Consider the following 26,882-nt stretch of genomic DNA (forward strand, 5'->3'; position numbering starts at 1 on the left):
ACGGCGCGCCGGATGGCGGCGGGCTTGTCCCGCCCCTCCGGCGCGCCCTCTGGATCAGGTTCCGGCGAAGCGCGCGGCCATCTCGGCGCGGGCGTCCTCCGTGATCTTCGAGAACAGGTTCTCGGGCACGGTGAAGGCGTGCCCCGCAGGCAGCGCGCGCAGCGCCTCGGCGATGTCGCCCGGCCAGGCCTCGGCATCGGCTTCGGCGCCCAGGGCGCGCAGCATCGTGTCGGATGCATCCGGAATGAAGGGCCGCGACAGGATCGCGTAGAGCCGCACGAGGTTCAGCGCCACCCGGATGATGGCACCCGCCCGCGCTGCGTCCTCCTTGATCACCGACCAGGGGGCCGCGGTCTGGAGATACTCGTTGCCGGCCACCCAGATCGCGCGCAGCTCGGCCGCCGCCTTTCGGATCTCCATTGCCTCCCAGTGGGCCTCGTAGCTGCGCAGGCGGCGCGTGAGTTCGGCCGTCAGCGCGGCCTCGGCCTCGCCGGGCGCGCCGCCTTCGGGCACGGCATCGCCGAATTTCGAGCGGCAGAACTTGGTGACGCGGCTGACGAAGTTGCCCAGCACGTCGGCAAGGTCCTTGTTCACGCCGGCCTGGAAACTCTCCCAGGTGAAATCGGCGTCCGACCCCTCCGGCGCGTTCGCGAGCAGCCACCAGCGCCAGTAGTCCGAGGGCAGGATCTCGAGCGCCTGGTCCATGAAGACGCCCCGCCCCTGGCTGGTCGAGAACTTGCCGCCGTCATAGGTCAGCCAGTTGAAGCCCTTGACGTAGTCCACCAGCTTCCACGGCTCGGTCCCGTCGAAGTTCGCACCCATCAGCGTCGCTGGAAAGCTGAGCGTGTGGAAGGGGATGTTGTCCTTCGCCATGAACTCGACATAGCGCACGTCCCCCGCGCCCTTGTCCTCGCGCCACCAGCGTTCCCAAGCAGCGTCCGGCTGGCCGGTCGCGTCGGCCCACTCGGCGGTGGCCGAGATGTACTCGATGGGCGCGTCGAACCAGACGTAGAAGACCTTGCCCTCCATGCCCGGCCATTCCGCGTCGCCGCGCCGGACGGGGATGCCCCAGTCGAGATCGCGCGTGATCGAGCGGTCCTGCAACCCCTCGCCGTCGTTGAGCCATTTCTTCGCGATCGAGGTGGTCAGGATCGGCCAGTCGGTCTTCGCATCGATCCAGGCCGCGAGCTTCTCGCGCACCAGCGACTGGCGCAGGTAGAGGTGCTTGGTCTCGCGCACCTCGAGTTCGGTCGACCCAGAGATGGCCGAGCGCGGGTTGATCAGGTCGGTGGGGTCGAGCTGCTTTGTGCAGTTCTCGCACTGGTCGCCGCGGGCGCGGTCATAGCCGCAGTTGGGGCATGTGCCCTCGACATAGCGGTCGGGCAGGAAGCGGCCGTCTGCGGGCGAGTAGACCTGGCGCTCCATTACCTCCTCGATCAGCCCGGCATCGGCGAGCCGCCCTGCCATGTGCTGCGTGAGGCGGTGATTGCGGACGGACGACGAGCGGCCGAAGAAGTCGAAGCTGAGTCGGAAGCCCTCGCCCAGCCGCTTCTGCACCTCGTGCATCTCGGCGCAATACTCGGCGACCGATTGTCCCGCCTTGGCGGCGGCAAGCTCGGCCGGCGTGCCGTGCTCGTCGGTCGCGCAGATGTAGAGGACCTCGTGCCCGCGTGCCCGCATGTAGCGGGCATAGGCGCAGGCCGGCAGCATCGAGCCGACGAGATTGCCCAGGTGCTTCACGCCGTTGATGTAGGGCAGCGCCGAGGTGACGAGGATGCGGGCCATGCGGGTCTCCGGTCTGATGCGCGCCTTCTATAGCCCCCGCCGCGGCCGCGGCAAAGCCCTCCCCGCCGCGGCCGCGGCAAAGCCCTCCCCGCCGCGGCCGCGGCAAAGCCCAACCCGCCGCGGCCGCGGCAAAGCCCAACCCGCCGCGGCTGCGGCAAAGCCCAACCCGCCGCGGCTGCGGCAAGGCCAGTCCCGCATTGGGGCGGACCAATGGGCGGCGCAGGCGGTGGCCGCGACGAAATGGAGCGGGCGCAACGCGGGGCCGCGACGAAATGGAGCGCCGGACGCGGCGCCCGGCTTTGCTAGCCTGCTGGAGCCATGCAGCGCTTGGAGACGCAGCCCCAGATGTCCCGCATTCCGCGACGCCCGGCCAGCCTTCCGATCCGTCTCGCCGTCGCCACCATGGCGGGGCTGCTGCTCGGGATTCTCGGGCTGGCGTTGCTGCCGCTGTTCATGCCCGGTCTCGACCCTATGGTGCGCTGGGGCTTCTTCCTGTGGTATCCGACCGTCGGCGCGGTCATCGCCTTTGCCGGGGCGGCCAACGCGCGCGAAGGCGGGTCGCGCGCCCTGCCGTGGTGGCTGAGGGGCGGCGCGATCGGCGGGTGGATGAACTTCGTCGCGACCCTGCTGTCGCCCGGCGTGATGCGCGACTTCATGATCGCAGCTTTCGGTGCCGACGGCCTGCTCGCCTCGCCCTTCTGGTTCGTGGCCGAGGGGGCTGTCGCGGGCCTGGTGATCGGGTATCTCGTGATGCGCTTCGGCGGCGAGGGCCGCGAGCCGGCCGACGATTGACCCGAGGCCCGCGAGCGGCAAGGATCCATCCCCGGCATGCGGCCGGGCGGCGGGCGGGAGAACTGGCAGCATGGCTTCACCAGCGGCGATCGACCCCTTGCTGATCGACGCGGCCGTGTTCCTCGGCGCATCGGTCGTATCGGTCACGCTTTTCCGCCGGCTCGGGCTCGGGGCAATCCTCGGCTATCTCTGCGCCGGCGCGATCGTCGGCCCGCATGTGCTCGCCCTGATCGACGGCGCCGAGAGGGTGCTCCATTTCGCCGAGTTCGGCGTCGTGCTGCTGCTGTTCGTGATAGGGCTCGAGTTGCGACCGGCGCGCCTGTGGCGAATGCGGGCCGAGATCTTCGGGCTAGGGCTCGCGCAGGTGCTGCTGACCGGGACGGTCATCGCCGGCGGGCTGATCTGGGTCGGCGTGCTGGCCTGGCCAGGGGCGGTCGCGCTCGGTTCGGCGCTGGCGCTCTCCTCGACTGCCTTCGGCGTCCAGATCCTGCGCGATCGCGGCGAGTTCACGCGGCCCCATGGCGACCGGGCCTTTGCCATCCTGCTGTTCCAGGACCTTGCGATCGTGCCGATTCTGGGGCTCGTGGCCTTCCTCGCGCCCGGCGGCGGCGTGGCCGAGGACGGCTGGACGCAGCTTGCAAAGGCCGTGGCCGCCGTGCTCGCGGTCGTGCTGGCGGGGCGCTACGGCCTGAGGCCGCTGTTCGCGCTGATCGCGCGCGTACGGGCCGAGGAGATCTTCACCGCCGCCGCGCTCATGATCGTGCTGGGCGCCGCACTTATTATGCAGATGGCGGGCTTGTCGATGGCCATGGGTGCGTTCATTGCCGGTGTGCTGCTGGCCGAGAGCGAGTTTCGCCACCAGCTCGAGACCGACATCGAGCCGTTTCGCGGTCTGCTGCTCGGGCTCTTCTTCATGGGCGTGGGCATGAGCGTGGACTGGCCGCTCGTCGTCGCGAACTGGTGGATCGCTCTGGCGGGGGCATTCGGGCTCTATCTGCTGAAGGCGGCGATCCTGCTGGGGCTCACGCGGATCACCGGCTCGTCGCCCGCCGACGCGCTGCGGATTTCGGCGCTGCTGGGGCAGGGCGGCGAGTTTGGCTTCGTCGTGCTGGGCGTCGGGGCCGTGGCGGCGCTGTGGCCCTCGGGGATGGGGACGCTGGTGGCGGCGATCATCACGCTGAGCATGGCGCTGACGCCGCTCGCGGTGCTGGTGGCGGACCGGCTGCTCCGTCGCCGCGGCGGGCAGGACCTGAGCGGGATCGAGCGCATGGACGAGGCGGCGGCGGCGCCCGTGATCGTCGCGGGCTTCGGGCGCTTCGGGCAGGTGGTCGCCCGCGTGCTGAAGCAGCGCGGCTATGACGTGACGCTGATCGACAACGACCCCGACCGCATCCGCATCGCGCGGACCTTCGGCAACAAGGTGTTCTTCGGCGACCTGCGCCGCGCCGACCTGCTGCGCGCCGTGCGGGCGGGCGAGGCGCGGGCGATCTTCGTCTGCGGCGACGACCGCGAGGCCAACGCGATCGCGCTGCGCAAGCTGCGCGCGCGGATGCCGAACCTGCCGATCTTCTGCCGCGCCGCCGACCGCTTCGAGGAACTGCGCCTCGCCAAGCTGGGCGCGACGGGCGTGGTGCGCGAGAATTTCGAGTCGGCCGTCGCGCTCGCGCGCACCGCGCTGGGCGTCCTCGGCGACGGCGCGATGGCCGACGAGGTGATCGAGGAGTTCCGCCGCCGCGACGCGGAACTGCTGCGCCTGCAGGGCGAGTTCGGGGCCGAGGCGGGCTATGCCCGGATGCGCGAGAGCTACAGTCTCGACGACAAGCGCTAGGTACCGTGCCGGAGGTCGCGCTCCAGGGTCACAAGGCAGTCGGCATATCCGAGGCGCCGGTAGAGCGCGAGGGCGTCGGCGTTGGTCGGCAGGGCGCTGACCTCGACCCGCGCGATGCCGGTGGCGCGCAGGCGCGCTTCGGCCTCGGCGACGAGGGCGCGGGCGACGCCGCGGCCGCGGAATTCCGGCTCGACCCAAAGGTCGCTGAGATCGCCTACCAGCCGCGCGGGCTCCGGTACATAGGTGCCAAGCTCCTCCTTCACGCCGGTGATGAGGAAGCCCGCCACCCGGCTCCCCATCTCGGCCACGAGGACCGAGCCGCCGGGATGCTCGCCTGCCCAGCCGATCAGCGCGTCGATGTGGCTCTCCGCCATCTCGGGGCCGGGTGTGCGGTTGGGTTCTGTCGTGCGCTCGAACTCCTGCAGGGCCGCCATGAAGGCGACGAGGCGCGGGCGGTCCGCGTCGCGGGCGTCGCGGATCAGGACCCGCTCAGTGGTCATCGCGCGCGGCGCGCATCAGCGCGGCAAGCGCCGCGGTCTCGGCCCCCGGCGTGCCACCCGCCGCGAGCGCGTCTGCCGCGCGGTTGCGCGCCGCCGCGCCGCGGTTCTGGTTGAGCTTGAAGGTGCTCTCGACGCCGGTCACCGACAGCTCCCACGGCACGATGGTGCGCATCATGCGACCCATCAGTTCCTGGTCCATCTTGTCCGAGGTCCAGGGCTTCTTCGGCACGAGCGTGGCCTCGAACCGGGCCGAGAGGCGGTCGACATGGCCGCGCATGTCGGTCTCGGGCGACAGGCGCAGCCGGCCGCGCAGGTGCACCGCGACATAGTTCCAGGTCGGCACCTTGTCGTCCTCGCCATACCAGTCGGGCGAGATGTAGCCATCCGGCCCCGACACGATCAGGAGCGCGTCGAGCGGCCCCTTGGCCAGCGCGCGGGCAAGCGCCGTCGAGCGCACGAAATGCCCCTCGGCCCGGGCCCCGTCCAGCAGGAAGGGCACATGGCTCGCCAGCGGCCCGTCCGGCCCCTGCGCCGTGACGATGCCGAAGCCGCGCGCCGCGGCGAAGTCCAGCGCCTCGGCGTCGGCGCGGTGGCGGAAGGCGGAATTGGGGTGCATGGGTTCAGACCGCGACGGCTGTGGTGAGAATGGGGACCGAAGAATAGAAGAACTCGCCGGCTGCGTCCGCCCGGTCGAGCGCGGCGAGCCAGGATGCGGGGCGGGCCTCGGCGCCGCTCTCCTCGGCCACGACGGCCAGCAGGCGCGACATCCACAGCGCGAGCGTGTCCTCGCCCAGCCCCGGATTGACCACCGGCACCGGCACCTGCCGGGTTGCCGAGAAGCCCGCGGCGGCGAGCATCGGCCCAAGCTGGGCGGGAAGGTTCGGCCAGGGCACCTCGGCGCGCCAGGCGGCGACGACGGGGCCGGTCAGCTCTGGCTCGGGGCCGTGCCAGAAATCGGCGTCCCAGTTGGTCGCGAGCACGACGAGGCGCGCGCCGCGCTTCATCACCCGGCGAAGCTCGGACAGCGCGGCGCGGGGATCGTCGAGATATTCCAGCACATGGGCGGCGACCGCCGCGTCGAACACGGCGCCGGGCCAGTCGAGCGCGGCGACGCTGCCCACCTCGGCGCGCACGCCGGGGACGCCGTCGCATTCGCGCGTGGCGGCCGCGATCTGGTCGGGCGAGATGTCGATGCCCGCCGCGAGGCCATGGGCGCCGACCGCGAGGCCGATCTCGCGCAGCAGCAGCCCCGCGCCGCAGCCGATCTCGAGGATCCGCTCGCCCCGGCGCGGCGCCAGCTCGTGCAGCACGGCCATGCGCCGCGCGGCAAGGTCGCGGGTGGCGGCCATGCGCTGCTGGATCTCGGCACGGGTTCCGGTGAAGTCCATGAGGGCGGGGTTTAGTCGCGGGCGCGGGGACTGTCCAGCGAGCCGTGCCGCCCGCCCGCTCAGCGTGGCGGCGCCTCGCCGTCGGGCGGCGCGGATGGCGGCAGGCCCGCGGCACGCACCACGCGGGTGGTCGCGTCGATCCTCAGCACCTCGCGGCGCAGGCGGACCCAGACCTCGCCGGGCGGCGGCTCGGGCAGCGCGTGCGTGCGCCAGTCGAGGATCACCAGCGGCACGTCGGGGTTGATGGCGGCGCCGACCGCGGGCGTGGCGGCGGCGTCCTCGCGCCCGCGCGCCGGAAGGCGGCGGACCGGCCCCTGCGGGTCGGGCGGCGGGGGAGGTGCGGCCTCCGGCTCCGGCGCGGGCCCGGGCAGGGGCACCGGCACGATGATCGTCTCGGGGTCGCGTCGGTCGTCGCCGTAGAAGAAGAACGGCACGAACGGGATCGGCCGGGGATGGCCCGGATGCGGCCTCGGCGGCCGTGGGCGCGGGGGGCGCGGCCGTTCGGGCCGGCCCCGGTCGCGATCTGGCGCGAGACTGTGCGGCGCGCTGGGCCCCAGCCCGCCGACGCCGCCGGGCCTCAGCCCGATGATCCCGGCCTGCGCCCCAGCCGCGATCAGCAGGGCCGCGGCACCCGCTGCCAGGCGGGGGATGACATGTCCCATCGCGGCCTCCGTCGATGACAGTGTCTGAATATAGGGGTCCGGGCGGCGCGCCGGAACCACCCGTCGCAGGGCCGGAACGTCGGCGGCGGCAGTTCGTTCCGCTTGCGCTGGGGGCGCCGACGATCAATTCTGCGATCATGATCCATCATGCCCTCCGCGCCGTTGCGTTGGCGCTGCTTGCCCTCTCCGCGGCCGCCGCGCAGGCCGATGACCGCGTGAGCCCGCAGGAGTTCTCGGACTTCGCGCTGGGCTGGACCCTCTATTACGAGGAGGACGGCGAGCCCGCGGGCGCCGAGCATTTCCGCCCCGACGGCCGGGTGCGCTGGCGTGACGGCGAGGGCGCCTGCGTCGATGGCGTCTGGCGCGCCTACCAGGACCAGGTCTGCTTCTACTATGGCCCGGGCACCGACGTGCTGTGCTGGTCGCTGCACCGGCTGCACCCCGGCGGCAACATCCTCGTCCGCCTCTTGGGCGACGGCGAGGACGCGGGGCTCGAGCTCGAGATCGTCGACCGCGATCGCAAGCCGCTGATCTGCAAGGGCGAGGGCGCGGCGAGCTGACCTGCTGCCTCAGCCGCCGGCGCAGACCGCCTCGGGAACCCGCTCGCCGCGCATGCCCTGCGGGCCGGCGGAACGGCCAAGCGCGTAGATGTCGGCGTGGCGGCGTGGCGCGCCGTCCTGCTGCGGAAAATCGAGGAAGTAGCCGAGGAAGACGGGGATGGGGTCCGCCTCCATGTCGAAGGTGCGGCGGCCTTCGGCGTGGCGGTGTACCTCGTCAAGGCCGATATCGAGCACCCAGGCAGCCAGTTCGTCCCAGCGCTGCACCCGGATGCAGCCATGCGAGAGGGCGCGGGCGTCGCGCTCGAACAGGCTCCGGCGGTTGGTGTCGTGGAGGTAGACCAGAAGCCCCTCGCCGAGCCGAATCGCGGCGAGACCGAGTGGGTTCCTGCGGCCCGGCGGCCAGACGCGGTCCTCGTACTCGCCGCTGGCCACCATCTCGGGCGTCGGGCGCCAGCGCGGGCGGAAGCGGACGGCGGTGACATGCGTCTCGAGCACCGGCGTCGGATTTCGCGGGCTTCCCACGATCACGCGGCTGCGGAACTCGGGCATCGCGTCGCGAAAGGCGATGAGCTCGAAGGCGGGGATGTTGACGACGATCGCCTTGCCCCTCGCCGGCAGCCGCAGCGGCACGCCGAGGCGATCGAGCTCCTGCTGGAAGGGGCTCGCGGCCGGCGCCGCTGCGATGTCGCCCGCCGCGGGGACGCCGGCACCCCCGCCCGTCGTCGAGCAGGCGGGGCCGAGCAGCGCGAGCGCGCAGAGGGGCGCCGCGAGCGCGAGCAAAATACGGTGCAGGGCGGCGCGCGGCCGGGTGCGGCCAACATGCCGCGATCCGACCCGTCCCAGCGGGCTGTGCGCGCCTCCCATGTCTTGCGCCATCCGCCAGCTCCCTCACAGAATTTCGGCCACGGCCTCGGGCGGGCGACCGATGCGGGCGCCCTTCGGACCGATTACCACGGGCCTCTCGATCAGCACGGGATCGGCGGCCATCGCGCCGATCAGCGCGGCCTCGCCGGTCGCGGCGGAGAGGCCCCTCTCGCGGCAGGCCGGCTCGCAGGTTCGCAGCAGGGCGTGGGCGGGCAGGCCGAGGCGGGCCAGAACGTCGCGGATCTCGGCCTCGCCGGGCGGGGTCTTGAGATACTCGACGATGCGCGGCTCGATCCCCCGCTCGCGGATCAGCGCCAGCGCCGCCCGCGATTTCGAGCAGCGCGGGTTGTGCCAGATGGTGACGCTCATTCCGCGCCTTCGACCAGCGTGATGGTGGCGACGCCCGCGCCTTCGCGCAGCTTCCGCGCGGCCTGATAGACGGGCGAGTGATAGCAGGCCTGCGCGGCGGCGAGGCTGGGGAACTCGCAGATCACGTGGCGCGAGCGGCCGAGGCCCGACTCGGCCTCCTCATGCGCGCCGCCGCGCGCGAGAAAGCGGCCGCCATGCTCCTCGAAGGCGGGCCGCGCCGCGGCGACGTATTGCTGCCACTTGTCCATGTCGTCGACCCGGACGCTCGCGATCCAGTATCCCTTCGGCATCTGGTTCCTTCCTTCGTTGGTGAACCTCAGAACAGCGATCCCTGGCGGCCGGCGCCTGCGGGGCGGGGCTCGGCCTTGCGCCCGGCCTTGGGCGGCGTGCCCGCGCCGTCGACCACGGCGCCTGCGTGGCCGTCGCGGAACTCGATGTCGATCGGCTGCCCGGCGCTCAGCGCGGCGGCATCGGTGACCACTTGCCCCGCGCCGTTGCGCACCACCGCGAAGCCGCGCTCGAGCGTCTGGCGATACCCCAGCGAGCCGAGCAGGCGCGCCTGGGCCGACAGCCGCTCGGCCGCCCGCTCGAGCCCGCGTGTCGCCGCCGGAGGCAGGCGCATGGCCCAGCCGTCGAGCCGCTCGCGCCCGCGCTCGACACGGCCGACCAGCAGCGGCGCCCCGAGCCGCCCGCTGCGCCGCATGAGATCGAGCCGCGCCGCCGAAACCGCGCGGCCCAGCGCGCCGGGCAGGCGCGAGCCCGCGAGCGCAACGCTCTGGCGCCGAAGTTCGATCAGGTCGGCCGGGCGCGGCAGCCGCGCGGCGGCGAGGTCAAGCCGCTGGCGGCGCGACTCGATGATCTCGGCCGGGCGGGGCAGGGCGCGCGCGATGTCGCGCAGGCGCTGGCCGCGCTGGCGCAGCATCTGCGCCACCGCCGCCTTGCGCCGGGCATCGAGGCCGGCGACGGCGGCGACCAGCTCGGTCCGTACCGGCACCGCGATCTCGGCGGCGGCTGAGGGCGTGGGCGCCCGGCGATCTGCGGCGAAATCGATCAGCGTGGTGTCGGTCTCGTGCCCGACGGCCGAGATCACCGGGATCCGGCAGGCATGGACCGCGCGCACCACGGCCTCGTCGTTGAAGCCCCACAGGTCCTCGACCGAGCCGCCGCCGCGCGCCACGATCAGCACGTCGGGCCGCGGCACCGCCCCACCGGGCGCCAGCGCATCGAACCCCCGGATCGCGGCGGCCACCTGCGGCGCCGACTGCGGCCCCTGCACCGCGACGGGCCAGACCAGAACCTGGACCGGGAAGCGGTCGGCCAGCCGGTGCAGGATGTCGCGGATCACCGCGCCGGTCGGCGAGGTCACGACGCCGATCACCCGTGGCAGGTAGGGCAGGGGCCGCTTTGCCGCCGCGTCGAACAGACCCTCGGCCGCGAGCTGCTTTCGAAGGCGCTCGAGCCGGGCGAGCAGGGCACCCTCGCCGGCATAGGCGAGGCTCTCGATCACCAGCTGATATTTCGACTGGCCCGCGAAGGTGGTGATCCGCCCCGTCGCGATCACCTCGTCGCCTTCCTGCGGGCGGATCTCGAGGCTTCCGATCGCCGATTTCCAGATCACGCCCGACAGCACCGCGCCCTCGTCCTTGAGGTCGAGATAGCAGTGCCCGTTGCGGTGGAAGGTGACGCGGCCAAGCTCGCCGCGGACGCGGACATGGCCGTAGGTGCCCTCGAGCGTGCGCTTGATGCCGCGCGACAGCTCCGAAACCGTGAACTCCGGCGCGTTGCTGCCCTCGGGGGCGTCGTCGATCAGGCTCATCGGCGGTCATACCGGTCGGCTGCGGCTGGGGCCAAGGTGGCCCCGGCCGGGCGCCGGGCGCAAGAGGGAAAGGGCGATCGCGCGCTTTGCCCGGGCGTACCCGCATGCTAGGGGAGCCGCGGGACGGGCAGGCGGGAGCGGCGAGATGAAGGTTCTGGTCCTCGGCGGCGGCGGGCGCGAGCACGCGCTGGTCTGGAAGGTGGCGCAGAGCCCGCTGGTCGAGGCGGTGGTCGCGGCGCCCGGGAATGCCGGGATCGCGGCGCTCGCGACCTGCGTGCCGCTCGATCCCGAGGACGGCGCGGCGGTGGCAGCCTTCTGCCGCGAGCAGGGGATCGGCCTCGTCGTCGTGGGGCCCGAGGCGCCGCTCGCCGCCGGGGTCGCCGACGCGCTGGCAGCGTCGGGCGTGCCGGTGTTCGGCCCATCGGCGGCCGCTGCGCGGCTCGAGGCGTCGAAGTCTTTCACCAAGGAGGTCTGCGACGCCTGCGGCGCGCCCACCGCCGCCTGGGCGCGGTTCACCGAGGCCGCGGCGGCGAAGGCGCATCTTGCGCGCACCGGGGCGCCGGTGGTGGTCAAGGCCGATGGCCTCGCCGCAGGCAAGGGCGTCGTGGTCGCGATGACGCTGGCCGAGGCCGAGGCGGCGGTCGACGACATGCTGGGCGGCGCCCTTGGCGCGGCCGGCGCCGAGGTCGTGATCGAGGAGTTCATGACCGGCGAGGAGGCCTCGCTGTTCGTACTCTCGGACGGCGAGACGGTGCTGCCCCTCGCGGGCGCTCAGGACCACAAACGGGCCTTCGACGGCGACGAGGGCCCGAACACCGGCGGCATGGGCGCCTATTCGCCCGCCCCGGTGCTGACGCCCGAGGTCGAGGAGAAGGCGCTCGCCCGCATCGTCCGTCCGGTGATCGCCGAGATGGCGCGGCGCGGCACGCCCTATCGCGGCGTCCTCTATGCCGGGCTGATGATCGAGGCGGGCGAGCCGCGGCTCGTGGAGTTCAACGTCCGCTTCGGCGACCCCGAGGCGCAGGTGCTGATGCTGCGGCTCGCCTCGGACTTCGTGCCCGCGCTGATGGCCTGCGCGACCGGCGGGCTTGCCGATGTGACGCTGGATTGGCGCGCCGAGCCGGCACTGACCGTGGTGATGGCGGCGAAGGGCTATCCCGGCAGCTATGCCAGGGGGTCCGAGATCCGGGGGCTCGAGGCGGCGGCGGCGGTCGAGGGCGTCACGGTCTTTCACGCCGGCACCCGCGCCGATGGCGGTCGGGTGCTGGCCAATGGCGGGCGGGTGCTGAACGTCTCGGCCACCGGCGCCACGGTCGCCGAGGCCCGCGCGCGCGCCTATCGCGCGGTCGACCTGATCGACTGGCCGGACGGGTTCTGCCGCCGCGACATTGCGTGGCGGGCGCTGGCGCGCGACGGGGCGTGATGCTGACACCGACCGGTCTTTACGCCACCGTCGCGTTCCTTGGCGTCGTGCGGGACAGGGCGGTCACGCTCTGCTCCGAGCCGATGGCCGAGGCCGAGGCGAGCTGGGAGGGCTTCGCCGGCGAATGCCATGGCGGCCTCACCCGCCCGTCCTGCTCGCGGGTGCTGCGGCAATACCCGGTGCGCGGCACCGAGATCCGCAACACCCGGCAGGTCTCGATCCTTTCCGAGGAGGAGCTTGCGGGCGTGGCGGCCGACCTTGGCATCCCGCGGCTGATGCCGGAATGGCTGGGGGCGAACATGGTGATCCGGGGCATTCCCGACTTCACCACCGTGCCGCCCGCCTCGCGCCTCGTCTTCGAGGGGGGTGCGACGATCGCGATCGACATCGAGAGCGGCCCCTGCCGCTTTCCCGCCGAGGTCATCGAGCAGCACCATCCCGGACATGGTATGGCCTTCGCAAGGGTCGCGCGCGGGCGCCGGGGGGTGACCGGCTTGATCGAGCGCCCCGGCACGATCCGGGCCGGGGAACGGGCCAGGCTGCACGTGCCGCCCCAGCGGCTTTACGCGCATCTCTGAGCGTCGTGGCACAGACCGCGAGCGGGGGGCGGGCAAACGCGATCGTGACCGCCCCTGGGCGCGTGGCCGCGCTTGTCGAGCCGCTGCGCGCGCGCCATGCTTCTTGCGGACCTCCCGGATGGAGACACATGGATGAACCGCGCCGCTTCCCGCCTTGTCCTCGCCGTTCTGATCGGGCTCGGCCCGCTGACGGCCCCTGCACAGCCGGACGATTATTACTACCCTCCCATCGGCTCGGAGGAGGTGTTCGATCGCGATCTCACCGGCGCCCCGGCGGCCGAGCGGGCGGTAAGGGTCAACTTCATCACGCAGATCACCAAGGCCCAGCTCGAAGCCCCGGAGAACCCGCGCTTCTCGATCTTCGCCAAGGGCGCCGATGCCGACCACATGATCATCGTGGCGCTGGATGACGAGGTGTTCGCGACGCTGTACAGGGCGCGCGCGGTGATGGCCCAACTGACCTCGAATGCCCGCTCGACCGACTTCTTCCAGCGCGCGAATCTGGCGACCACCGCGACGTGGTTCGACCTTGCCAAGCTCCTGGGCTTTCGGGACATCGTGATCTCGGACGGCAGGGCTTGGTCTCACCGGATCGTGCTCGAGTAGACGACCTTTTCCGCAGAGCGAGATTGCCTGCCGCCCGGCGGCGGGCTATCTGGGCCGCCATGACGGATCATGACCTCTCGCACACCACGCTTGGCAAGGCCGCGTCGATTCCCGCGAGCCCGGACGAGGCGCGCCTCGACCCCGTGCCGAACCCGCATCCCGACACGAACTATGTCGCGCGCTTCACGGCGCCCGAGTTCACCTCGCTCTGCCCGGTCACCGGGCAGCCCGACTTCGCCCACCTGGTGATCGACTACGTGCCCGACCAGTGGCTGGTCGAATCGAAGTCGCTCAAGCTGTTCCTGTTCAGCTTCCGCAACCATGGCGCCTTCCACGAGGGCTGCACCGTCGAAATCGGCCGACGGATCGTCGCCGCGGTGGCGCCGCGCTATCTCCGAATCGCGGGATACTGGTACCCGCGCGGGGGGATCCCGATCGACGTGTTCTGGCAGACGGGGACGCCGCCTGAGGGTCTCTGGCTGCCCGATCCGGGCGTCGCGCCCTACCGCGGACGTGGCTGAAGCGCCCGCCGGCCAGCGCGGGGGACAATGGATGAGAGGTGAGGAATGACGGCGAAGCTGATCGACGGCAAGGCCTTCGCGGCCACTGTGCGCGGCCAGGTGGCGCAGCATGTGGCGCGGCTCAAGGCCCAGCACGGGCTGACCCCCGGCCTTGCGGTCGTGCTGGTGGGCGAAGACCCCGCCAGCCAGGTCTATGTCCGCAACAAGGGCAAGCAGACCGTCGAGGTCGGCATGAACTCGGTCGAGCACCGGCTCGACGCCTCGACCTCCGAGGCCGAGTTGCTGGCGCTGATCGAGCGGCTGAACGCGGACCCCGCGATCAACGGCATCCTGGTGCAGCTCCCGCTGCCGGGGCACCTGAACAGCGACCTCGTCATCAACTCGATCGACCCGGCAAAGGACGTGGACGGCTTCCACATCTCGAATGTGGGCCTGCTGGGCACTGGTCAGAAATCCATGGTTCCCTGCACGCCGCTGGGTTGCCTGATGCTGCTGCGCGACCATTTCGGCAGCCTTGCGGGGCAAACGGCCGTGGTGCTGGGACGCTCGAACATCGTCGGCAAGCCGATGTTCAACCTGCTGTTGCGCGACAGCTGCACGGTCACGGTCGCGCACAGCCGCACCAAGGACATCGAGGCCGTGTGCCGCCAGGCCGATATCGTCGTCGCAGCTGTGGGGCGGCCCGAGATGGTCACCGGCGACTGGCTGAAGCCCGGCGCCGTGGTGATCGACGTTGGCATCAACCGCGTGCCGGCGCCGGAACTGGGCGAGGGGCGGCACAAGATCGTCGGCGATTGCGCGTTCGACAGCTGCGCGGCGGTGGCGGGTGCCATCACCCCGGTGCCGGGCGGGGTGGGGCCGATGACCATCGCCTGCCTGCTCGCCAACACGCTCACCGCCTGCTGCCGCGCGAACGGGTTGCCCGAGCCCGAGGGGCTGACCGCCTGATCGCGCCTTGCGCGTCGAACGCCCGCGCTGCCCCGGGCTTGACCCGGGGCCTAGACCGGCCCCGCGCGGCGGGCGCATCGGGCCAGTCATACGGTGGGGCGGGACGCTGGCCGCGGCGCCTGGCGCTTCAGGGTCGCGCCGCTTTGGCGGGTGAGGCCGGGAAGGCCCCGGCTCAAGGTCGGGGCAGCGTCGCGCGGTTAGGCATGTGCCACGCCCCTCAGTCGATCCCCTTGCGGCCATGCGGAAAGCGGGGGGCGCCATCCTCGGGAAGGGGCAGGCGCGCCTCGGCGGTGAAGATATGGGCCTCGATCTTCATGCCGTCGATGCCGTCGATGGCGCCCGCCGCGATGTCGAGCGTGTCGCCCTGCACCGGCTGCCAGAACAGGTAGCCGCCGCAGTCGCGGCAGAAGCCGCGCCAGGCGTTCTGCGTCAGCCGCACCCAGCCCAACCGCTCGCCCGCGATGCGCACGGCCTCGCGCGCCGCCGTAACGGCGGTCCAGAAGGCGCTACCGCTCTGGCGCTGGCATTCGCGGCAGTGGCAGGCGACGGGGCCCTCGCTGAGGCGGTCGATCTCGAAGGTCACGGCGCCGCAAAGGCAGCGGCCGGTCAGGGGTTCAGGCATCGTCGTCCTCGTCGAGGGCGCGCCGCATGATCGGGCGCTTGTCGGATCGCCGCGCGACCTCGTGGAAGCCGGCGGCGACAAATGCGGGCGCAAGCCCGGTCCAGGCGAAGGTCGCGGGGTAGCGCCCGTCGCCCGGATCGACCGGATAGCCCTCGAGGGCCGTTGCGCCATGTGCCCGTGCGAAGCGCGCGGCGGCGTCGAGGAGCGCGACCGTGAGGCCCCTGCGGCGCGCCTCGCGGGCGATGAAGAAGCAGGTCACCGACCAGACCGGCTGGGCATCGACGGGCGCGAGGATGCGCGAGCCCCGAAGCCGCGGGAACTCGTCGCGCGGCGCGACCGAGATCCAGCCCGAGGGCCGCCCCTCGACATAACCGAGCAGGCCGGGCGGGCGACCCGACGCGATCCGCGCGCGCATGGCGTCGCGGTTGGCCTCGCCCTTGCCCGCCTTGAACGCGGCGGCGGGAAGGCGCCACAGCATGCACCAGCAGCCCTCGGCCCCGCCGCGCGGGCCCATCAGGGCCTCGAAATCCGCCTTTCGGTCGGGGGTGAGGGGATGGATCTCGGGCGCGCTCACGGCTGGTCCCTCAGCCCCGGCATGACCATGAAGGTGCCAAGGGCGGTTGCGACATGCTTCTCGACCCCGTCCCGGATGGCATAGACGTCCGAGCGGCCGACCATGAGCTGGCGCCCCGCGCGCTCGACCCGGCCATGTGCGCGCACGAGATCCCCGGCGGCGGGGGCGAGCAGGTTGATCTTGAGCTCGACCGTCAGCACGCCGTCCTCGGCCGCCATCAGGGTCTGGCTGGCATAGCCCGCAGCCGAATCGGCGATCGACCAGCAGGCGCCGGCATGGACATAGCCGTGCTGCTGTTCCAGATCGGCGCGCACCGGCAGCTCGATCACCACATCGCCCGGCGCCACGCTGGCAAGCCGGGCGCCGAGCAGGGTCATGAAGTGCTGGCGCGCGAAGGAGGCGTGCACCCGCCGCGCGTAATCCGCGTCACGGATCTGCCATCGCGTCTCGCTCATCTGGTTTCCCCCGGCAGCCCGCCCCTCGGCGGGCGCGCCCGCGTCAGCCCGTCAAGGGACCGCGTTGCGGGCTGTCCGGAAATGTCTAGAGCCCCGCGCGCGGCCTGCCAAGATTGCAGATCGAAACTGTCGGGGCGCATGTGGGCGCTCTGCGACGCGGAACGGCGGCACAGGGTTGCGCCGCCGTCCCCAGGTATCCCGTCAGGCGCCGGTGCTCAGGCCGCGGCCTCGACCGCGCGGCGGGTCATCACGCCCACCAGATGCGCGCGGTATTCGGGCGTCCCGTGCAGGTCGCCGATCATCCCGTCGGGCGATGCCTCGACGCCGTCGAGCGCGCCGACCGCGAAGCTCCTGCCCAGCGCCGCCTCGGCCTCGGCCCAGCGGAAGACCCCGCCCTCGGACGCGCCGGTCACCGCCACGCGCACGCCGCCCGCGAACTTCGCCACGAACACGCCCGTCAGCGCAAAGCGCGAGGCGGGCTGGACGAACTTCATGTAGGCGGCCTTTTCGGGCACCGGGAAATCGACCGAGGTTATGAGCTCACCCTCGTCCAGGGCGGTCGTGAACATGCCCTGGAAATAGTCGTCCGCGGCGATCGCCCGTCCGGCCGAGGTGTGGACGGTGGCGCCAAGGCCCAGCACGGCCGCGGGGTAGCAGGCCGAGGGATCGTTGTTCGCGAGGCTGCCGCCCAACGTGCCACGGTTCCTGACCTGCGGATCGCCGATATGGCCCGCCAGATGCGAAAGCGCCGGGATCAGCCGCCGCACGTCCGCCGAGGCCGCTACCTCGGCATGGCGGGTTCCCGCGCCGACCGAGACGGCGCCGTCCTTGAGGCAGATGCCCCGGATCTCGGTGATGCCGGTCAGGTCCACCAGCGTCGCCGGGCTCGCGAGCCGCTGCTTGAGCGTCGGGATCAGCGTCTGGCCGCCGGCGAGCGCCTTGGCCTCGTCGCCCCTCATCGCCTCGATGGCTTCTGCGAGGCTGGCGGGGCGGGTGTAGTCGAATGCATACATGTCCGTTCTTCCCTGTTCTGTCGGGCGCCTGGCCCGCCCCCGGGGGCGGGCCGTGCCACCTCAGTGCCGCGCCGCGCGGATCGCTTCCCAGACCCGCCCCGGGCTGAGCGGCATGTCGATATGCGTGACGCCATGGCCGGCGAGCGCGTCCACCACCGCGTTGACCAGCGCCGGCGGCGAGCCGATGGCCCCGGCCTCGCCGCAGCCCTTCACGCCCAGCGGGTTGTGCGTGCAGGGTGTGGCGCAGGAGTGGTCCACCACGAAGTTCGGCAGGTCCGCCGCGCGCGGCATGGCGTAGTCCATGTAGCTGGCCGAGAGAAGCTGGCCGCTCTCGTCATAGGTGCAGCCTTCCAGCATCGCCTGCCCGATGCCCTGGGCGAGGCCGCCATGGACCTGTCCCTCGACGATCATGGGGTTGACGACATTGCCGAAGTCGTCGGCGGCGACGAAGCTCTGGATCTCGACCACGCCGGTGTCGGGGTCGACCTCGACCTCGCAGACGTAAGTCCCCGCGGGGTAGGTGAAGTTCGCGGGGTCGTAGAACGAGGTCTCCTCGAGTCCCGGCTCGATCTCCGAGATCGGGTACTTGTGCGGGACGTAGGCCGTCAGCGCCACCGTGCCCCAGTCGATCGACCGGTCGGTGCCGCTCACCGTGAACTGGCCGTTCGCGAAGGTGATGTCGGACTCGGACGCCTCCAGCAGATGCGCCGCGATCTTCTTGGCCTTGGTGATGATCTTCTCGACCGACTTCACGATGGCCGATCCGCCCACCGCCAGCGAGCGCGAGCCGTAGGTGCCCATACCGAAGGGAATGCGCGAGGTGTCGCCATGCACGATGTCGACCTGGGACTCCGAACAGCCCAGCATTTCGGCCACCACCTGGGCGAAGGTCGTCTCGTGCCCCTGTCCGTGGCTGTGCGAGCCGGTGAAGACCGAGATGTTGCCGGTGGGGTTTACCCGAACGGTCGCGGCCTCGTAGAGCCCGGCGCGCGCGCCCAGCGCGCCGACGAGGCTCGACGGCGCGATGCCGCAGGCCTCGATGTAGTTGGCGATACCGAGGCCGCGCAGCTTGCCCTTGGCCTTGCTCGCCGCCTTGCGCGCGGCAAAGCCCTTCACGTCGGCAAGTTCCAGCGCCTTGTCGAGCGTGGCACCGTAGTTGCCGGTGTCATAGACCACCGCGACGGGGGTCTGGTACGGGAACTGGTCGGGCTGGATGAAGTTGCGGCGGCGCAGTTCCGCCGGGTCGATCCCCATCTCGCGCGCCGCCTTGTCGATGGTGCGCTCGAGCTGGAAGGTCGCCTCCGGCCGGCCCGCGCCGCGGTAGGCATCGACCGGCACGGTGTTGGTGAACACCGCCTTGACGTTGGTGAACACCAGCGGCGTGCGGTAGTTGCCCGCGAGCAGAGTGCCGTGCAGCCAGGTCGGGATGCAGGGCGCGAAGGTTGACAGATACGCCCCCATGTTCGCGAGCGTCGAGCAGCGCAGGGCGAGGAAATGCCCGTCCTTGTCCATCGCAAGCTCGACCTTCGTCACATGGTCGCGGCCCTGCGCGTCCGACAGGAACGCCTCGGACCGGTCCGCCGTCCACTTGATCGGGCGGCCGACCTTCTTCGCCGCCCAGGTGACGAAGGCTTCCTCGGCATAGTGGTAGATCTTCGAGCCGAAGCCGCCGCCCACGTCGGGCGCGACCACCCGCAGCTTGTGCTCGGGGATCGACAGCACGAAGGCGCCCATCAGCAGGCGGATGACATGCGGGTTCTGCGAGGTGGTCCAGAGCGTGTGCTCGTCGCGCCCGGCGTCATACTCGCCGATGGCGCAGCGCGGCTCCATCGGGTTGGCCACGAGGCGCTGGTTGACCAGTTCCAGCGTGGTGACGTGGTGGGCGCCGCGGATCGCCTCGTCCACCGCGGCCTTGTTCTCGGCCACGAATTCCCAGTCGTAGCAGATGTTGTCGGGCGCCTCGGAGTGCACCGCCGTGCCGCCCTTGACGGCCGCACGCATGTCGATGACGGCGGGCAGCTCCTCGATGTCGAGCTCGATCTGCTCGGCCGCGTCGCGCGCGGCGGCGAGGCTGTCAGCCACCACCGCGGCGATGGGGTCGCCGACATGGCGCACCTTGCCCTCGGCGAGGATCGGGTGCTTGGGCTCCTTCATCGGGTTGCCGTCCTTGTCGGTCACCTGCCAGCCGCAGGGCACGCCGCCCACGCCTTCGAGGTCCTTGGCGGTGAAGACGGCCACCACCCCCGGCGCTGCAGCCGCGGCCGAGGTGTCGATGCCGTTGATCTTCCCATGCGCGACGGAGGAGCGGAGGAAATAGCAATAGGTCTGGCCGGGCCGGTTGATGTCGTCGGTGTACTGACCCTTGCCGGTCAGGAACCGCACGTCCTCGCGCCGTTTCGAACTGGCGCCGATGCCGTGATCCTTGGGCATGTCGTCTCTCCCTGGTCTGTCCGTGGCTGGCGCCCGGTTATTCCGCCGCGACCTGCTCGCCGCGCAGCGTCGCCGCCGCGGCCATGATCGCCTTGACGATGTTGTGGTAGCCGGTGCAGCGGCAGATGTTCCCTTCCAGCCACTCGCGCACCTCGCGCTCGGAGGGGCTGGCGTTCTGCTTAAGAAGGTCCGCGGCCGACATCACCATGCCGGGCGTGCAGAAGCCGCACTGCAGGCCGTGATGCTCCTGGAACGCGGCCTGGATCACGCCGAGCGAGCCGTCGGGGTTCGCCATTCCCTCGATGGTGCGGACCTCGGCGCCCTCGCAGCCCAGCGCGAAGACGGTGCAGGCCTTCACGCTCTCGCCGTTCACATGCACCACGCAGGCGCCGCACTGCGACGTGTCGCAGCCGACATGCGTGCCGGTGAGCCCCAGCCCCTCGCGCAGGAACTGCACCAGCAGCGTGCGCCCCTCGACCTCGCCCGAGACGGCCTTGCCATTCACGGTCATCGAAACCTTTGGCATCTTGGAATGTCCTCCCCTGATGGTCCCTGTATGCCCGGCGGCGCGTTCCGCGCCCGGGCCGAATGTGTCGTGCCGCTCAGCCGACCAGCCGCTTGAGCCAGCTCTTCTTCTTCTCGGCGGCGGGGGCGTCTGCCGAGGCCTCGCCAGCCTCCTCCGGCTCGGCCGGGCCCTCGATCGCGGTCTGGAAGCGGTTGAAGAAGTCGTCCGCCATCTTCTTGGCGAAGCCGTCGATCAGGCGCGAGCCAAGCTGCGCGAGCTTGCCGCCGACCTTGGCCTCGGCCTCGTAGCTGAGCAGCGTCGCGGGGCCGGCCTTGCCCTCCGGCGGCTCGGCATCGCTGAGTCGCACCTTGGCGCCGCCCTTGGCGAAGCCCGCGGCACCGCCCTTGCCCTCGCCGGTGATGGTGTAGCCCTCGCCCTCGGCGATGTCCGAGAGGTTGACCTCGCCCTTGAAGGTGGCCTTGACGGGGCCGACCTTCTGCGTCGCGACCGCCGAGAACGAGGTGTCCGAGGTCTTCTCGAGGCTGTCGCAGCCGGGAATGCAGGCCTTCAGCACCTCGGGGTCGTTCAGCGCGGCCCAGACATCGGCGCGCGGGGCGGCGATGAGCCGCTCACCCGACATGTTCATATCGTGTCGTCCTCTCCCTTGTCCGGCCCGTCCGGGCCGTCGGTTCGTTGCGGGGGATCGTGCGGCAGGATTTCGCGCGTGTCCACCGTCTCGACGGGCCGGGAAAGGCTTGTCGCGCAATGGTGAGCCCTCCAGTTTTTCTTGATTGACGAGTCAATCAAAGAAGGCGCAGAACGGGCGCGAACTGACCGAGGAGAGAGCGCCGTGCCAAGGCTGGGAATGGAGCCGATCCGCCGCCGGGCGCTGATCGAGGCCGCTGTCGAGGCGATCGGAGACCGCGGCGGGCTGGATGTGACGATGAGCCAGATCGCGCGGCGCGCCGGCGTCTCGCCCGCGCTCGCGCATCATTACTTCGGTGCCAAGGAGCAGCTTTTTGTCGCCACCATGCGTCACCTGCTGGGGCAGTTCGGGCGCTCGGTCGCCGCGGCCTTGCGGGGCGAGCGGGACCCCCGCCGGCGCCTGTCGCTGATCGTGGCGGAGAGCTTCGCCCCCGCGCAATTCGCGCCGGGGACCGTCTCGGCCTGGCTCGCCTTCTATGTCCATGCCCAGAACGAGGCCGGGGCGCGGCGGCTGCTCGGCGTCTATGCGCGCAGGCTGCACGCGAATCTCATCTATGATCTGCGCCCGCTTGCCGGGGCCGATGCGCCCCGCATCGCCGAGGGCGTGGCCGCGCTGATCGATGGCCTCTACATCCGCCGCGCGCTGGCCGTGGACCCGCGCCCGCCCGCCGACGCCCCCGAAACCGCCATCGCTCTGGTCGAGGACTACCTCGACAGCCAGCTTGCCCGGAGCCGCGCATGACCCGCCCGAACATCCTGATCCTGATGGTCGACCAGCTCAACGGGACCCTGTTCCCTGACGGCCCGGCCGACTGGCTGCATGCGCCGCACCTGAAGGCCCTTGCCGCGCGCTCGGCGCGGTTCGCCAACACCTACACAGCCTCGCCGCTCTGCGCGCCGGGGCGGGCGAGCTTCATGTCGGGGCAGTTGCCGCGCCGGACCGGGGTCTATGATAACGCCGCCGAGTTCGCCTCGGCGATCCCGACCTACGCGCACCACCTGCGCCGGGCGGGCTATGCCACCTGCCTTTCCGGCAAGATGCATTTCGTCGGGCCCGACCAGCTCCACGGCTTCGAGGAGCGGCTGACCACCGACATCTACCCCGCCGATTTCGGCTGGACGCCCGACTACCGCAAGCCGGGGGAGCGGATCGAGTGGTGGTATCACAACCTCGGCTCGGTCCCCGCCGCGGGCGTGGCCGAGATCACCAACCAGATGGATTACGACGACGAGGTGGCCTTCAACGCCGAGCGCAAGCTGTGGGACTACGCCCGCGCCGAGGATGGGCGGCCGTGGTGCCTAACGGTCAGCTTCACGCACCCGCACGACCCCTATGTCGCGCGGCGCCGGTTCTGGGACCTCTACGAGGATTGCGCCCATCTCGACCCCGAGGTGCCGGCGATGCCCTATGACAGCCACGACGCGCATTCGAAGCGCATATTCGACGCGAACGACTGGCGCAGCTACGATATCACGGCCGATGACATCCGCCGCGCAAGGCGGGCCTATTTCGCCAATATCAGCTATCTCGACGACAAGATCGGCTCGATCCTCGACGTGCTCGCGCGCTCCCGGATGGCCGACAACACGCTGGTGCTGTTCGTGTCCGACCACGGCGACATGATCGGCGAGCGGGGCTTGTGGTTCAAGATGAGCTTCTTCGACGGCTCGTCGCGCGTGCCGCTGATGATCGCGGGGCCGGGGGTCACGCCCGGCCGGATCGCGGCGCCGGTCTCGACCGTCGATGTCTGCCCGACGCTGGCCGACCTCGCCGGCGTTGCGATGGACGAGATCGCGCCCTGGACCGATGGCGAGAGCCTGGTGCCGCTGATCGGGAGCGCCGAGCGCACCGCGCCCGTGGCGATCGAGTATGCCGCCGAGGCGTCCTATGCCCCCATGGTCTCGCTGCGCTACGGGCGGTGGAAATACAACCGCTGCGCGCTCGACCCCGACCAGTTGTTCGACCTCGAGGCCGATCCGCACGAACTCATCAATCTTGCCGCCGACCCCGCCCATGCCGGCACGCTGGCCATGCTGCGGGCGAAGTCCGAGGCGCGCTGGGACCTCGCGGCCTATGACGCCGAGGTGCGCGAGAGCCAGGCGCGGCGCTGGGTGGTCTACGAGGCGCTGCGCAAGGGCGCCTATTATCCCTGGGACTTCCAGCCGCTGCGCGCGGCCTCCGAGCAATACATGCGCAACCACATGGACCTGAACGTGCTGGACGCGGGCAAGCGCTTCCCGCGGGGCGAGTAAGATGGAAGCCGATTTCGTTATCGTTGGATCGGGGTCGGCCGGCTCGGCGCTGGCCGCGCGGCTGTCCGAGGACGGGCGCCACTCGGTGCTGGTGCTGGAGTATGGCGGCACCGACTGGGGGCCGCTGATCCGGATGCCGGGGGCGCTCAGCTACCCGATGAACATGTCGCTCTACGACTGGGGTTTCATGACCGAGCCCGAGCCGCATCTGGGCGGGCGGCGCCTTGCCTGCCCGCGAGGCAAGGTGGTCGGGGGGTCGTCCTCGATCAACGGCATGGTCTATGTCCGCGGTCATCCGCGCGACTTCGACCACTGGGCCGATCAGGGCGCCGATGGCTGGGCGTGGCCAGACGTCGCCCCCTATTTCCGGCGGATGGAGGACTGGCACGACGGCGGCCATGGCGGCAACGGCGACTGGCGCGGCCGCGGCGGGCCGCTGCATGTGACGCGCGGCGGGCGGGACAACCCGCTGGTGCATGCCTTCGAGGAAGCCGGCGCCTCGCTCGGCTTCGGTTGGACCGAGGACTACAACGGCGAGCGGCAGGAGGGCTTCGGCCCGATGGACCGCACCATCTGGCAGGGCGAGCGCTGGTCGGCTGCGGATGCGTATCTCAAGCCCGCGCTCAGGCGTCCGAACTGTGCGCTCCACCGCTGCCTCGCCCGCCGCGTGGTGATCGAGGACGGGCGCGCAACCGGCGTCGAGATCGAGCGCGGCGGGCGGGTCGAGGTCGTCCGTGCCCGGCGCGAGGTGATCCTCGCGGCCTCGGCCATCAACTCGCCCAAGCTGCTGATGCTGTCGGGCATCGGGCCGGGGGCGGAGCTGGCGGCGCAGGGCATCGGCGTGGTGGCCGACCGCCCCGGCGTCGGGCGCAACCTGCAGGACCACCTCGAACTCTACATCCAGCAGGCCGCAAGCTTGCCGATCACGCTCTACCGCTACTGGAACCTGATCGGCAAAGCCTATGTGGGCGCGCGCTGGCTGTTCACCCGGACGGGGCCGGGAGCGTCCAACCAGTTCGAGGCGGCGGGTTTCGTGCGCTCGCGCGCCGGCGTCGATTACCCCGACATCCAGTTCCATTTCCTGCCGATCGCGGTGCGCTACGACGGCAAGGCGGCGTCCGAGGGGCACGGCTTCCAGGCGCATGTGGGGCCGATGCGCTCGGCCTCGCGCGGCGCCGTGACGCTGCGCTCGGCCGACCCGCGCGAGGCGCCGCGGATCTTCTTCAACTACATGTCCGATCCGCAGGACTGGGCCGACTTCCGGCACTGCATCCGGCTCACGCGCGAGATCTTCGCCGCCCCCGCCTTCGACGGCTTCCGCGGGCACGAGATCCAGCCGGGCGCGGAGGTGCGGACCGACGACGACCTCGACGCATTCATCCGCGCCCATGTCGAGAGCGCCTATCACCCATGCGGCACCTGCCGCATCGGGCGGGCCGACGACACGATGGCGGTGGTGGACCCTCAGGCGCGCGTGATAGGGGTCGAGCGGCTGCGCGTCGCCGACAGCTCGATCTTTCCCCGGATCACCAATGGAAACCTCAATGCCCCTTCGATCATGGTGGGCGAGAAGGTGGCGGACATGGTTCTGGACAAGCCGCCGCTGCCGCGGGACAACCGGGCGCCGTGGATCAATCCGCGATGGGAGGTCTCGGACCGCTGAGCCTCAGACACCGCCCGCCGCCATCAGGCGCACGTCATGGCGCCCGAGGCTGAGATCGTTCAGGAACCGCACCAGCGCGGGGGCGTCCCTGCTTCCAGCGCTGCGCGCGATATTGGCGCGGACCACGCGGGGCAGCAGACCGCCGCCCTCGCTGCCGTCGTGCAGCCCCATGGCCCAGCCGCCGAACATCCGTTTCTCGGCCGGGGCCTCGTCCAGCATGCGCACGTTCTCGTGCCGCCCGTCGCGACGAATTCCGGCATAGATCTCGTCCACGTCCTCGGGCATGCCCTCGAGCACTTGCAGGAAGGTGTCGTCGTCGTAATAGAGGAACCCCGTCACCCCGCACTGCGAATTTCGCTCGAGCGCGGTGCGCGCGATGGCGTTCATTTCCGGGTGATCGGCCGAGATCAGACTTCGGCTGATGTAGAGCAAACGTTTCAGCGTGGCCCCCCGCTGCTGGAATTCCGGTCTCGCGCCGCATCGCGGACCGGCGCGCCCAGCAACTAACTTGCAGGTGCGCGAGGTTTCCGAAAGGGACTTTTCCGGCCAGCGGGACGGAATTATCAACCGGCGCGCTCAGCGGCGGATCGCGTAGGGCAGCACGTCGCGGGCGTTGCGGTCGATCAGCAGGCGCTTCTCGACGGGTGGCACGGACCGCTGGTGGCAGGCGCGCCGCTCGCAGATGCGGCAGCTGATGCCGATCGGCTCGTAGGCGGCGGCGTTCGCGGTGTCGAGGTCGTCGGCATAGACAAGCTGGTCCGCATATTTCACCTCGCAGCCCAGCCCGATCGCATAGCGCCGCGTGGGCGCGCGGTAATGCCCGCCCGGCTTGATGACATCCGTGGCGAGGCACAGGTAGCGCACGCCGTCCGGCGTCTCGGCCAGCTGGCGCAGGATGCGGCCCGGCGTCTCGAAGGCGCGATGCACGTTCCAGAGCGGGCAGGCGCCGCCGAAACGGGCGAATTGCAAGGGCGTCGAGGAGTGGCGCTTGGTGATCGTGCCCGCCTGGTCGACGCGCACGAAGAAGAACGGGACCCCTCGCGCGCCTGGGCGCTGCAGGGTCGAGAGCCGGTGTCCCACCTGTTCCAGCGAGCAGCCGAAGCGCCCGGCCAGCGCCTCGAGATCGTGGCGCAGGGCGCGCGCGGCCTCGAGGAAGGCTCCATAGGGCAGGATGGCTGCGCCCGCGAAGTAGTTGGCGATGCCGATCCGGGCGATGGCGCGCGCCTCCTCGGACCGGAAGCGGGCGAGGTCGAGCGTGGCCTCGATCAGGCCCGCATGGGCGATCAGCGCCACCTGGTGGGCGAACTGGAAGGCCTGCGTCGCCGGCGGCTGGTCGGGCGAGAGCCGCAGCACGCGCGCGCCCTCGTCATAGCGGCGGATCATGCCGGGCTCGAAGCGGGTCGCGATGCCGTGGCGCGCCCTCAGCCATTCGGCCCCGGCCGCCACCTTGTCTCGCCCCTCGAACCCCGCGGTGCGGGCGAACTGCTCGGCCGCGCGGTCCACCGCATCAAGGTAGTTGTCGACATAGTGGAAGAAGTCGCGCACCTCCTCCCACGGCAGGGGCGAGAGGCCCGATTCCGGTCGCTCCAGCGCCTCGTCGAGGCTTGCGAGCCGCTCCTGCGCGCGGGTGTAGGCGCGATGCAGCGCCAGGAACGAATGCGCCATCCCCGGCGCGCTGGTGGCGAGGATCTGAAGCTCTGCCCGGCTGGGTGGGTCGGGGAACACCGGGTCGGCCATCGCCTCGCGCAGGTCGGCCATCAGCCGGTCGCCCTCGTCCATCGAGAAGACCGAGACATCGATACCGAACTTCTCGGCCAGACCCTGCACCACGTCGCGGCTGACGGGGCGGTGGTTGTTCTCCATCTGGTTTAGGTAGGAGGTCGAGACGCCGAGGCTGCGACCGAGTGCCGCCTGCGTCATGCCGAGGCCCCGGCGGATCTCGCCAAGCCGCGCGCCTGCAAAGGTTTTTCGGGCGGTCATGTGCATTTCCTTTGCGGGGCGGGTCAGGGTTTACGCAGTTTC

At 71.2% G+C, this 26,882-nt stretch carries 29 protein-coding genes; 11 read left to right on the forward strand and 18 right to left on the reverse strand.

What is annotated here, in order from left to right; translation table 11 throughout:
• Positions 1-54: 54 nt before the first annotated feature.
• The gene (gene metG / locus M1105_RS13630; protein WP_249580924.1) at positions 55-1,785 is read right to left on the reverse strand and encodes a methionine--tRNA ligase; all 1,731 of its coding nucleotides are present in this window, start codon (positions 1,783-1,785) and stop codon (positions 55-57) included.
• A gap of 345 nt (positions 1,786-2,130) precedes the next feature.
• On the opposite strand from metG, the gene M1105_RS13635 reads away from it, so the two are divergent.
• Positions 2,131-2,577, forward strand: coding sequence for a hypothetical protein (locus M1105_RS13635; RefSeq protein ID WP_249580925.1), 447 nt, complete (start codon positions 2,131-2,133; stop codon positions 2,575-2,577).
• Positions 2,578-2,647: 70 nt separating this feature from the next.
• Positions 2,648-4,405: a monovalent cation:proton antiporter-2 (CPA2) family protein gene (locus tag M1105_RS13640; protein ID WP_249580926.1), complete on the forward strand. Its 1,758-nt coding sequence runs from the start codon at positions 2,648-2,650 to the stop codon at positions 4,403-4,405.
• On the opposite strand, the gene M1105_RS13645 is transcribed toward M1105_RS13640, so the two are convergent.
• Genes M1105_RS13645 through M1105_RS13660 form a run of 4 tightly spaced genes read right to left on the reverse strand, consistent with a single transcriptional unit; the run spans position 4,402 to position 6,955 of the window.
• Positions 4,402-4,905: a GNAT family N-acetyltransferase gene (locus M1105_RS13645; RefSeq protein ID WP_249580927.1), complete on the reverse strand. Its 504-nt coding sequence runs from the start codon at positions 4,903-4,905 to the stop codon at positions 4,402-4,404. The genes M1105_RS13640 and M1105_RS13645 overlap by 4 nt on opposite strands.
• On the reverse strand, positions 4,895-5,521 hold the full coding sequence (locus tag M1105_RS13650; protein WP_249580928.1) for an FMN-binding negative transcriptional regulator: 627 nt from the start codon (positions 5,519-5,521) through the stop codon (positions 4,895-4,897). Before M1105_RS13650 ends, M1105_RS13645 begins: the two co-directional genes overlap by 11 nt.
• 4 nt (positions 5,522-5,525) lie before the next feature.
• On the reverse strand, positions 5,526-6,293 hold the full coding sequence (locus tag M1105_RS13655; RefSeq protein WP_249580929.1) for a methyltransferase domain-containing protein: 768 nt from the start codon (positions 6,291-6,293) through the stop codon (positions 5,526-5,528).
• 59 nt (positions 6,294-6,352) lie between these two features.
• Positions 6,353-6,955 (reverse strand): RcnB family protein, encoded by a 603-nt coding sequence (locus M1105_RS13660; protein WP_249580930.1) that lies wholly within the window; start codon positions 6,953-6,955, stop codon positions 6,353-6,355.
• 137 nt (positions 6,956-7,092) lie between these two features.
• On the opposite strand from M1105_RS13660, the gene M1105_RS13665 reads away from it, so the two are divergent.
• Positions 7,093-7,515, forward strand: a complete 423-nt coding sequence (locus tag M1105_RS13665; RefSeq protein ID WP_249580931.1) for a hypothetical protein — start codon at positions 7,093-7,095, stop codon at positions 7,513-7,515.
• A gap of 9 nt (positions 7,516-7,524) precedes the next feature.
• On the opposite strand, the gene M1105_RS13670 is transcribed toward M1105_RS13665, so the two are convergent.
• The 4 genes from M1105_RS13670 to xseA are packed head-to-tail and all read right to left on the reverse strand — an operon-like array spanning position 7,525 to position 10,564.
• On the reverse strand, positions 7,525-8,391 hold the full coding sequence (locus M1105_RS13670; RefSeq protein ID WP_249580932.1) for a L,D-transpeptidase family protein: 867 nt from the start codon (positions 8,389-8,391) through the stop codon (positions 7,525-7,527).
• Between the two features lie 12 nt (positions 8,392-8,403).
• Positions 8,404-8,748 (reverse strand): arsenate reductase (glutaredoxin), encoded by a 345-nt coding sequence (gene arsC / locus M1105_RS13675; RefSeq protein ID WP_249580933.1) that lies wholly within the window; start codon positions 8,746-8,748, stop codon positions 8,404-8,406.
• Positions 8,745-9,038 (reverse strand): DUF1330 domain-containing protein, encoded by a 294-nt coding sequence (locus M1105_RS13680; protein WP_249580934.1) that lies wholly within the window; start codon positions 9,036-9,038, stop codon positions 8,745-8,747. The genes arsC and M1105_RS13680 overlap by 4 nt, the downstream gene beginning before the upstream one ends.
• A 26-nt stretch (positions 9,039-9,064) precedes the next feature.
• Complete coding sequence (gene xseA, locus M1105_RS13685) at positions 9,065-10,564, reverse strand: exodeoxyribonuclease VII large subunit (RefSeq protein ID WP_249580935.1); 1,500 nt, start codon at positions 10,562-10,564, stop codon at positions 9,065-9,067.
• A 145-nt stretch (positions 10,565-10,709) separates the two neighbouring features.
• On the opposite strand from xseA, the gene purD reads away from it, so the two are divergent.
• The 5 genes from purD (at position 10,710) to folD (ending at position 14,640) form a co-directional block, all read left to right on the forward strand.
• Positions 10,710-11,987 (forward strand): phosphoribosylamine--glycine ligase, encoded by a 1,278-nt coding sequence (gene purD, locus M1105_RS13690; protein ID WP_249580936.1) that lies wholly within the window; start codon positions 10,710-10,712, stop codon positions 11,985-11,987.
• A complete protein-coding gene (locus M1105_RS13695; protein WP_249580937.1) occupies positions 11,987-12,565 on the forward strand; it encodes an MOSC domain-containing protein in 579 nt (192 codons plus the stop codon). The genes purD and M1105_RS13695 overlap by 1 nt, the downstream gene beginning before the upstream one ends.
• A 132-nt stretch (positions 12,566-12,697) precedes the next feature.
• Positions 12,698-13,171, forward strand: a complete 474-nt coding sequence (locus tag M1105_RS13700; protein ID WP_249580938.1) for a hypothetical protein — start codon at positions 12,698-12,700, stop codon at positions 13,169-13,171.
• Positions 13,172-13,230: 59 nt separating this feature from the next.
• Positions 13,231-13,692: a preQ(1) synthase gene (gene queF / locus M1105_RS13705; protein WP_249580939.1), complete on the forward strand. Its 462-nt coding sequence runs from the start codon at positions 13,231-13,233 to the stop codon at positions 13,690-13,692.
• Between the two features lie 45 nt (positions 13,693-13,737).
• Positions 13,738-14,640 (forward strand): bifunctional methylenetetrahydrofolate dehydrogenase/methenyltetrahydrofolate cyclohydrolase FolD, encoded by a 903-nt coding sequence (folD, locus tag M1105_RS13710; protein WP_249580940.1) that lies wholly within the window; start codon positions 13,738-13,740, stop codon positions 14,638-14,640.
• A 217-nt stretch (positions 14,641-14,857) separates the two neighbouring features.
• Here folD and M1105_RS13715 read toward each other — a convergent pair whose 3' ends face one another.
• The 7 genes from M1105_RS13715 to M1105_RS13745 all read right to left on the reverse strand — a co-directional run bounded on the left by M1105_RS13715 (position 14,858) and on the right by M1105_RS13745 (position 20,885).
• A complete protein-coding gene (locus tag M1105_RS13715) occupies positions 14,858-15,262 on the reverse strand; it encodes a GFA family protein (RefSeq protein ID WP_249580941.1) in 405 nt (134 codons plus the stop codon).
• Entirely contained in the window at positions 15,255-15,836 is a 582-nt protein-coding gene (locus M1105_RS13720) for a GNAT family N-acetyltransferase (protein ID WP_249580942.1), read from the reverse strand. Before M1105_RS13720 ends, M1105_RS13715 begins: the two co-directional genes overlap by 8 nt.
• Positions 15,833-16,291, reverse strand: coding sequence for a PaaI family thioesterase (locus tag M1105_RS13725; protein WP_249580943.1), 459 nt, complete (start codon positions 16,289-16,291; stop codon positions 15,833-15,835). Before M1105_RS13725 ends, M1105_RS13720 begins: the two co-directional genes overlap by 4 nt.
• A gap of 215 nt (positions 16,292-16,506) precedes the next feature.
• The gene (locus M1105_RS13730; protein WP_249580944.1) at positions 16,507-17,304 is read right to left on the reverse strand and encodes an FAD binding domain-containing protein; all 798 of its coding nucleotides are present in this window, start codon (positions 17,302-17,304) and stop codon (positions 16,507-16,509) included.
• A 60-nt stretch (positions 17,305-17,364) separates the two neighbouring features.
• The gene (locus M1105_RS13735; protein ID WP_249580945.1) at positions 17,365-19,734 is read right to left on the reverse strand and encodes a xanthine dehydrogenase family protein molybdopterin-binding subunit; all 2,370 of its coding nucleotides are present in this window, start codon (positions 19,732-19,734) and stop codon (positions 17,365-17,367) included.
• Between the two features lie 37 nt (positions 19,735-19,771).
• Positions 19,772-20,260, reverse strand: a complete 489-nt coding sequence (locus M1105_RS13740; RefSeq protein ID WP_249580946.1) for a (2Fe-2S)-binding protein — start codon at positions 20,258-20,260, stop codon at positions 19,772-19,774.
• Between the two features lie 76 nt (positions 20,261-20,336).
• Positions 20,337-20,885, reverse strand: a complete 549-nt coding sequence (locus M1105_RS13745; protein WP_249580947.1) for a CoxG family protein — start codon at positions 20,883-20,885, stop codon at positions 20,337-20,339.
• Between the two features lie 204 nt (positions 20,886-21,089).
• Between M1105_RS13745 and betI the strand changes: the two genes are divergently transcribed.
• The 3 genes from betI to betA are packed head-to-tail and all read left to right on the forward strand — an operon-like array spanning position 21,090 to position 24,860.
• The gene (gene betI, locus M1105_RS13750) at positions 21,090-21,686 is read left to right on the forward strand and encodes a transcriptional regulator BetI (protein WP_249580948.1); all 597 of its coding nucleotides are present in this window, start codon (positions 21,090-21,092) and stop codon (positions 21,684-21,686) included.
• Entirely contained in the window at positions 21,683-23,197 is a 1,515-nt protein-coding gene (betC, locus tag M1105_RS13755; RefSeq protein ID WP_249580949.1) for a choline-sulfatase, read from the forward strand. Before betI ends, betC begins: the two co-directional genes overlap by 4 nt.
• 1 nt (position 23,198) lies before the next feature.
• Positions 23,199-24,860, forward strand: coding sequence for a choline dehydrogenase (gene betA / locus M1105_RS13760; RefSeq protein ID WP_249580950.1), 1,662 nt, complete (start codon positions 23,199-23,201; stop codon positions 24,858-24,860).
• A 3-nt stretch (positions 24,861-24,863) separates the two neighbouring features.
• On the opposite strand, the gene M1105_RS13765 is transcribed toward betA, so the two are convergent.
• Both M1105_RS13765 and M1105_RS13770 read right to left on the reverse strand, forming a co-directional pair.
• Positions 24,864-25,292, reverse strand: coding sequence for a BLUF domain-containing protein (locus tag M1105_RS13765; RefSeq protein WP_249580951.1), 429 nt, complete (start codon positions 25,290-25,292; stop codon positions 24,864-24,866).
• 144 nt (positions 25,293-25,436) lie between these two features.
• Entirely contained in the window at positions 25,437-26,840 is a 1,404-nt protein-coding gene (locus tag M1105_RS13770) for a helix-turn-helix domain-containing protein (protein ID WP_249580952.1), read from the reverse strand.
• Positions 26,841-26,882: the final 42 nt, after the last annotated feature.

The sequence above is a fragment of the Thermohalobaculum sediminis genome (assembly GCF_023487995.1).
Lineage (GTDB): Bacteria > Pseudomonadota > Alphaproteobacteria > Rhodobacterales > Rhodobacteraceae > Thermohalobaculum > Thermohalobaculum sediminis.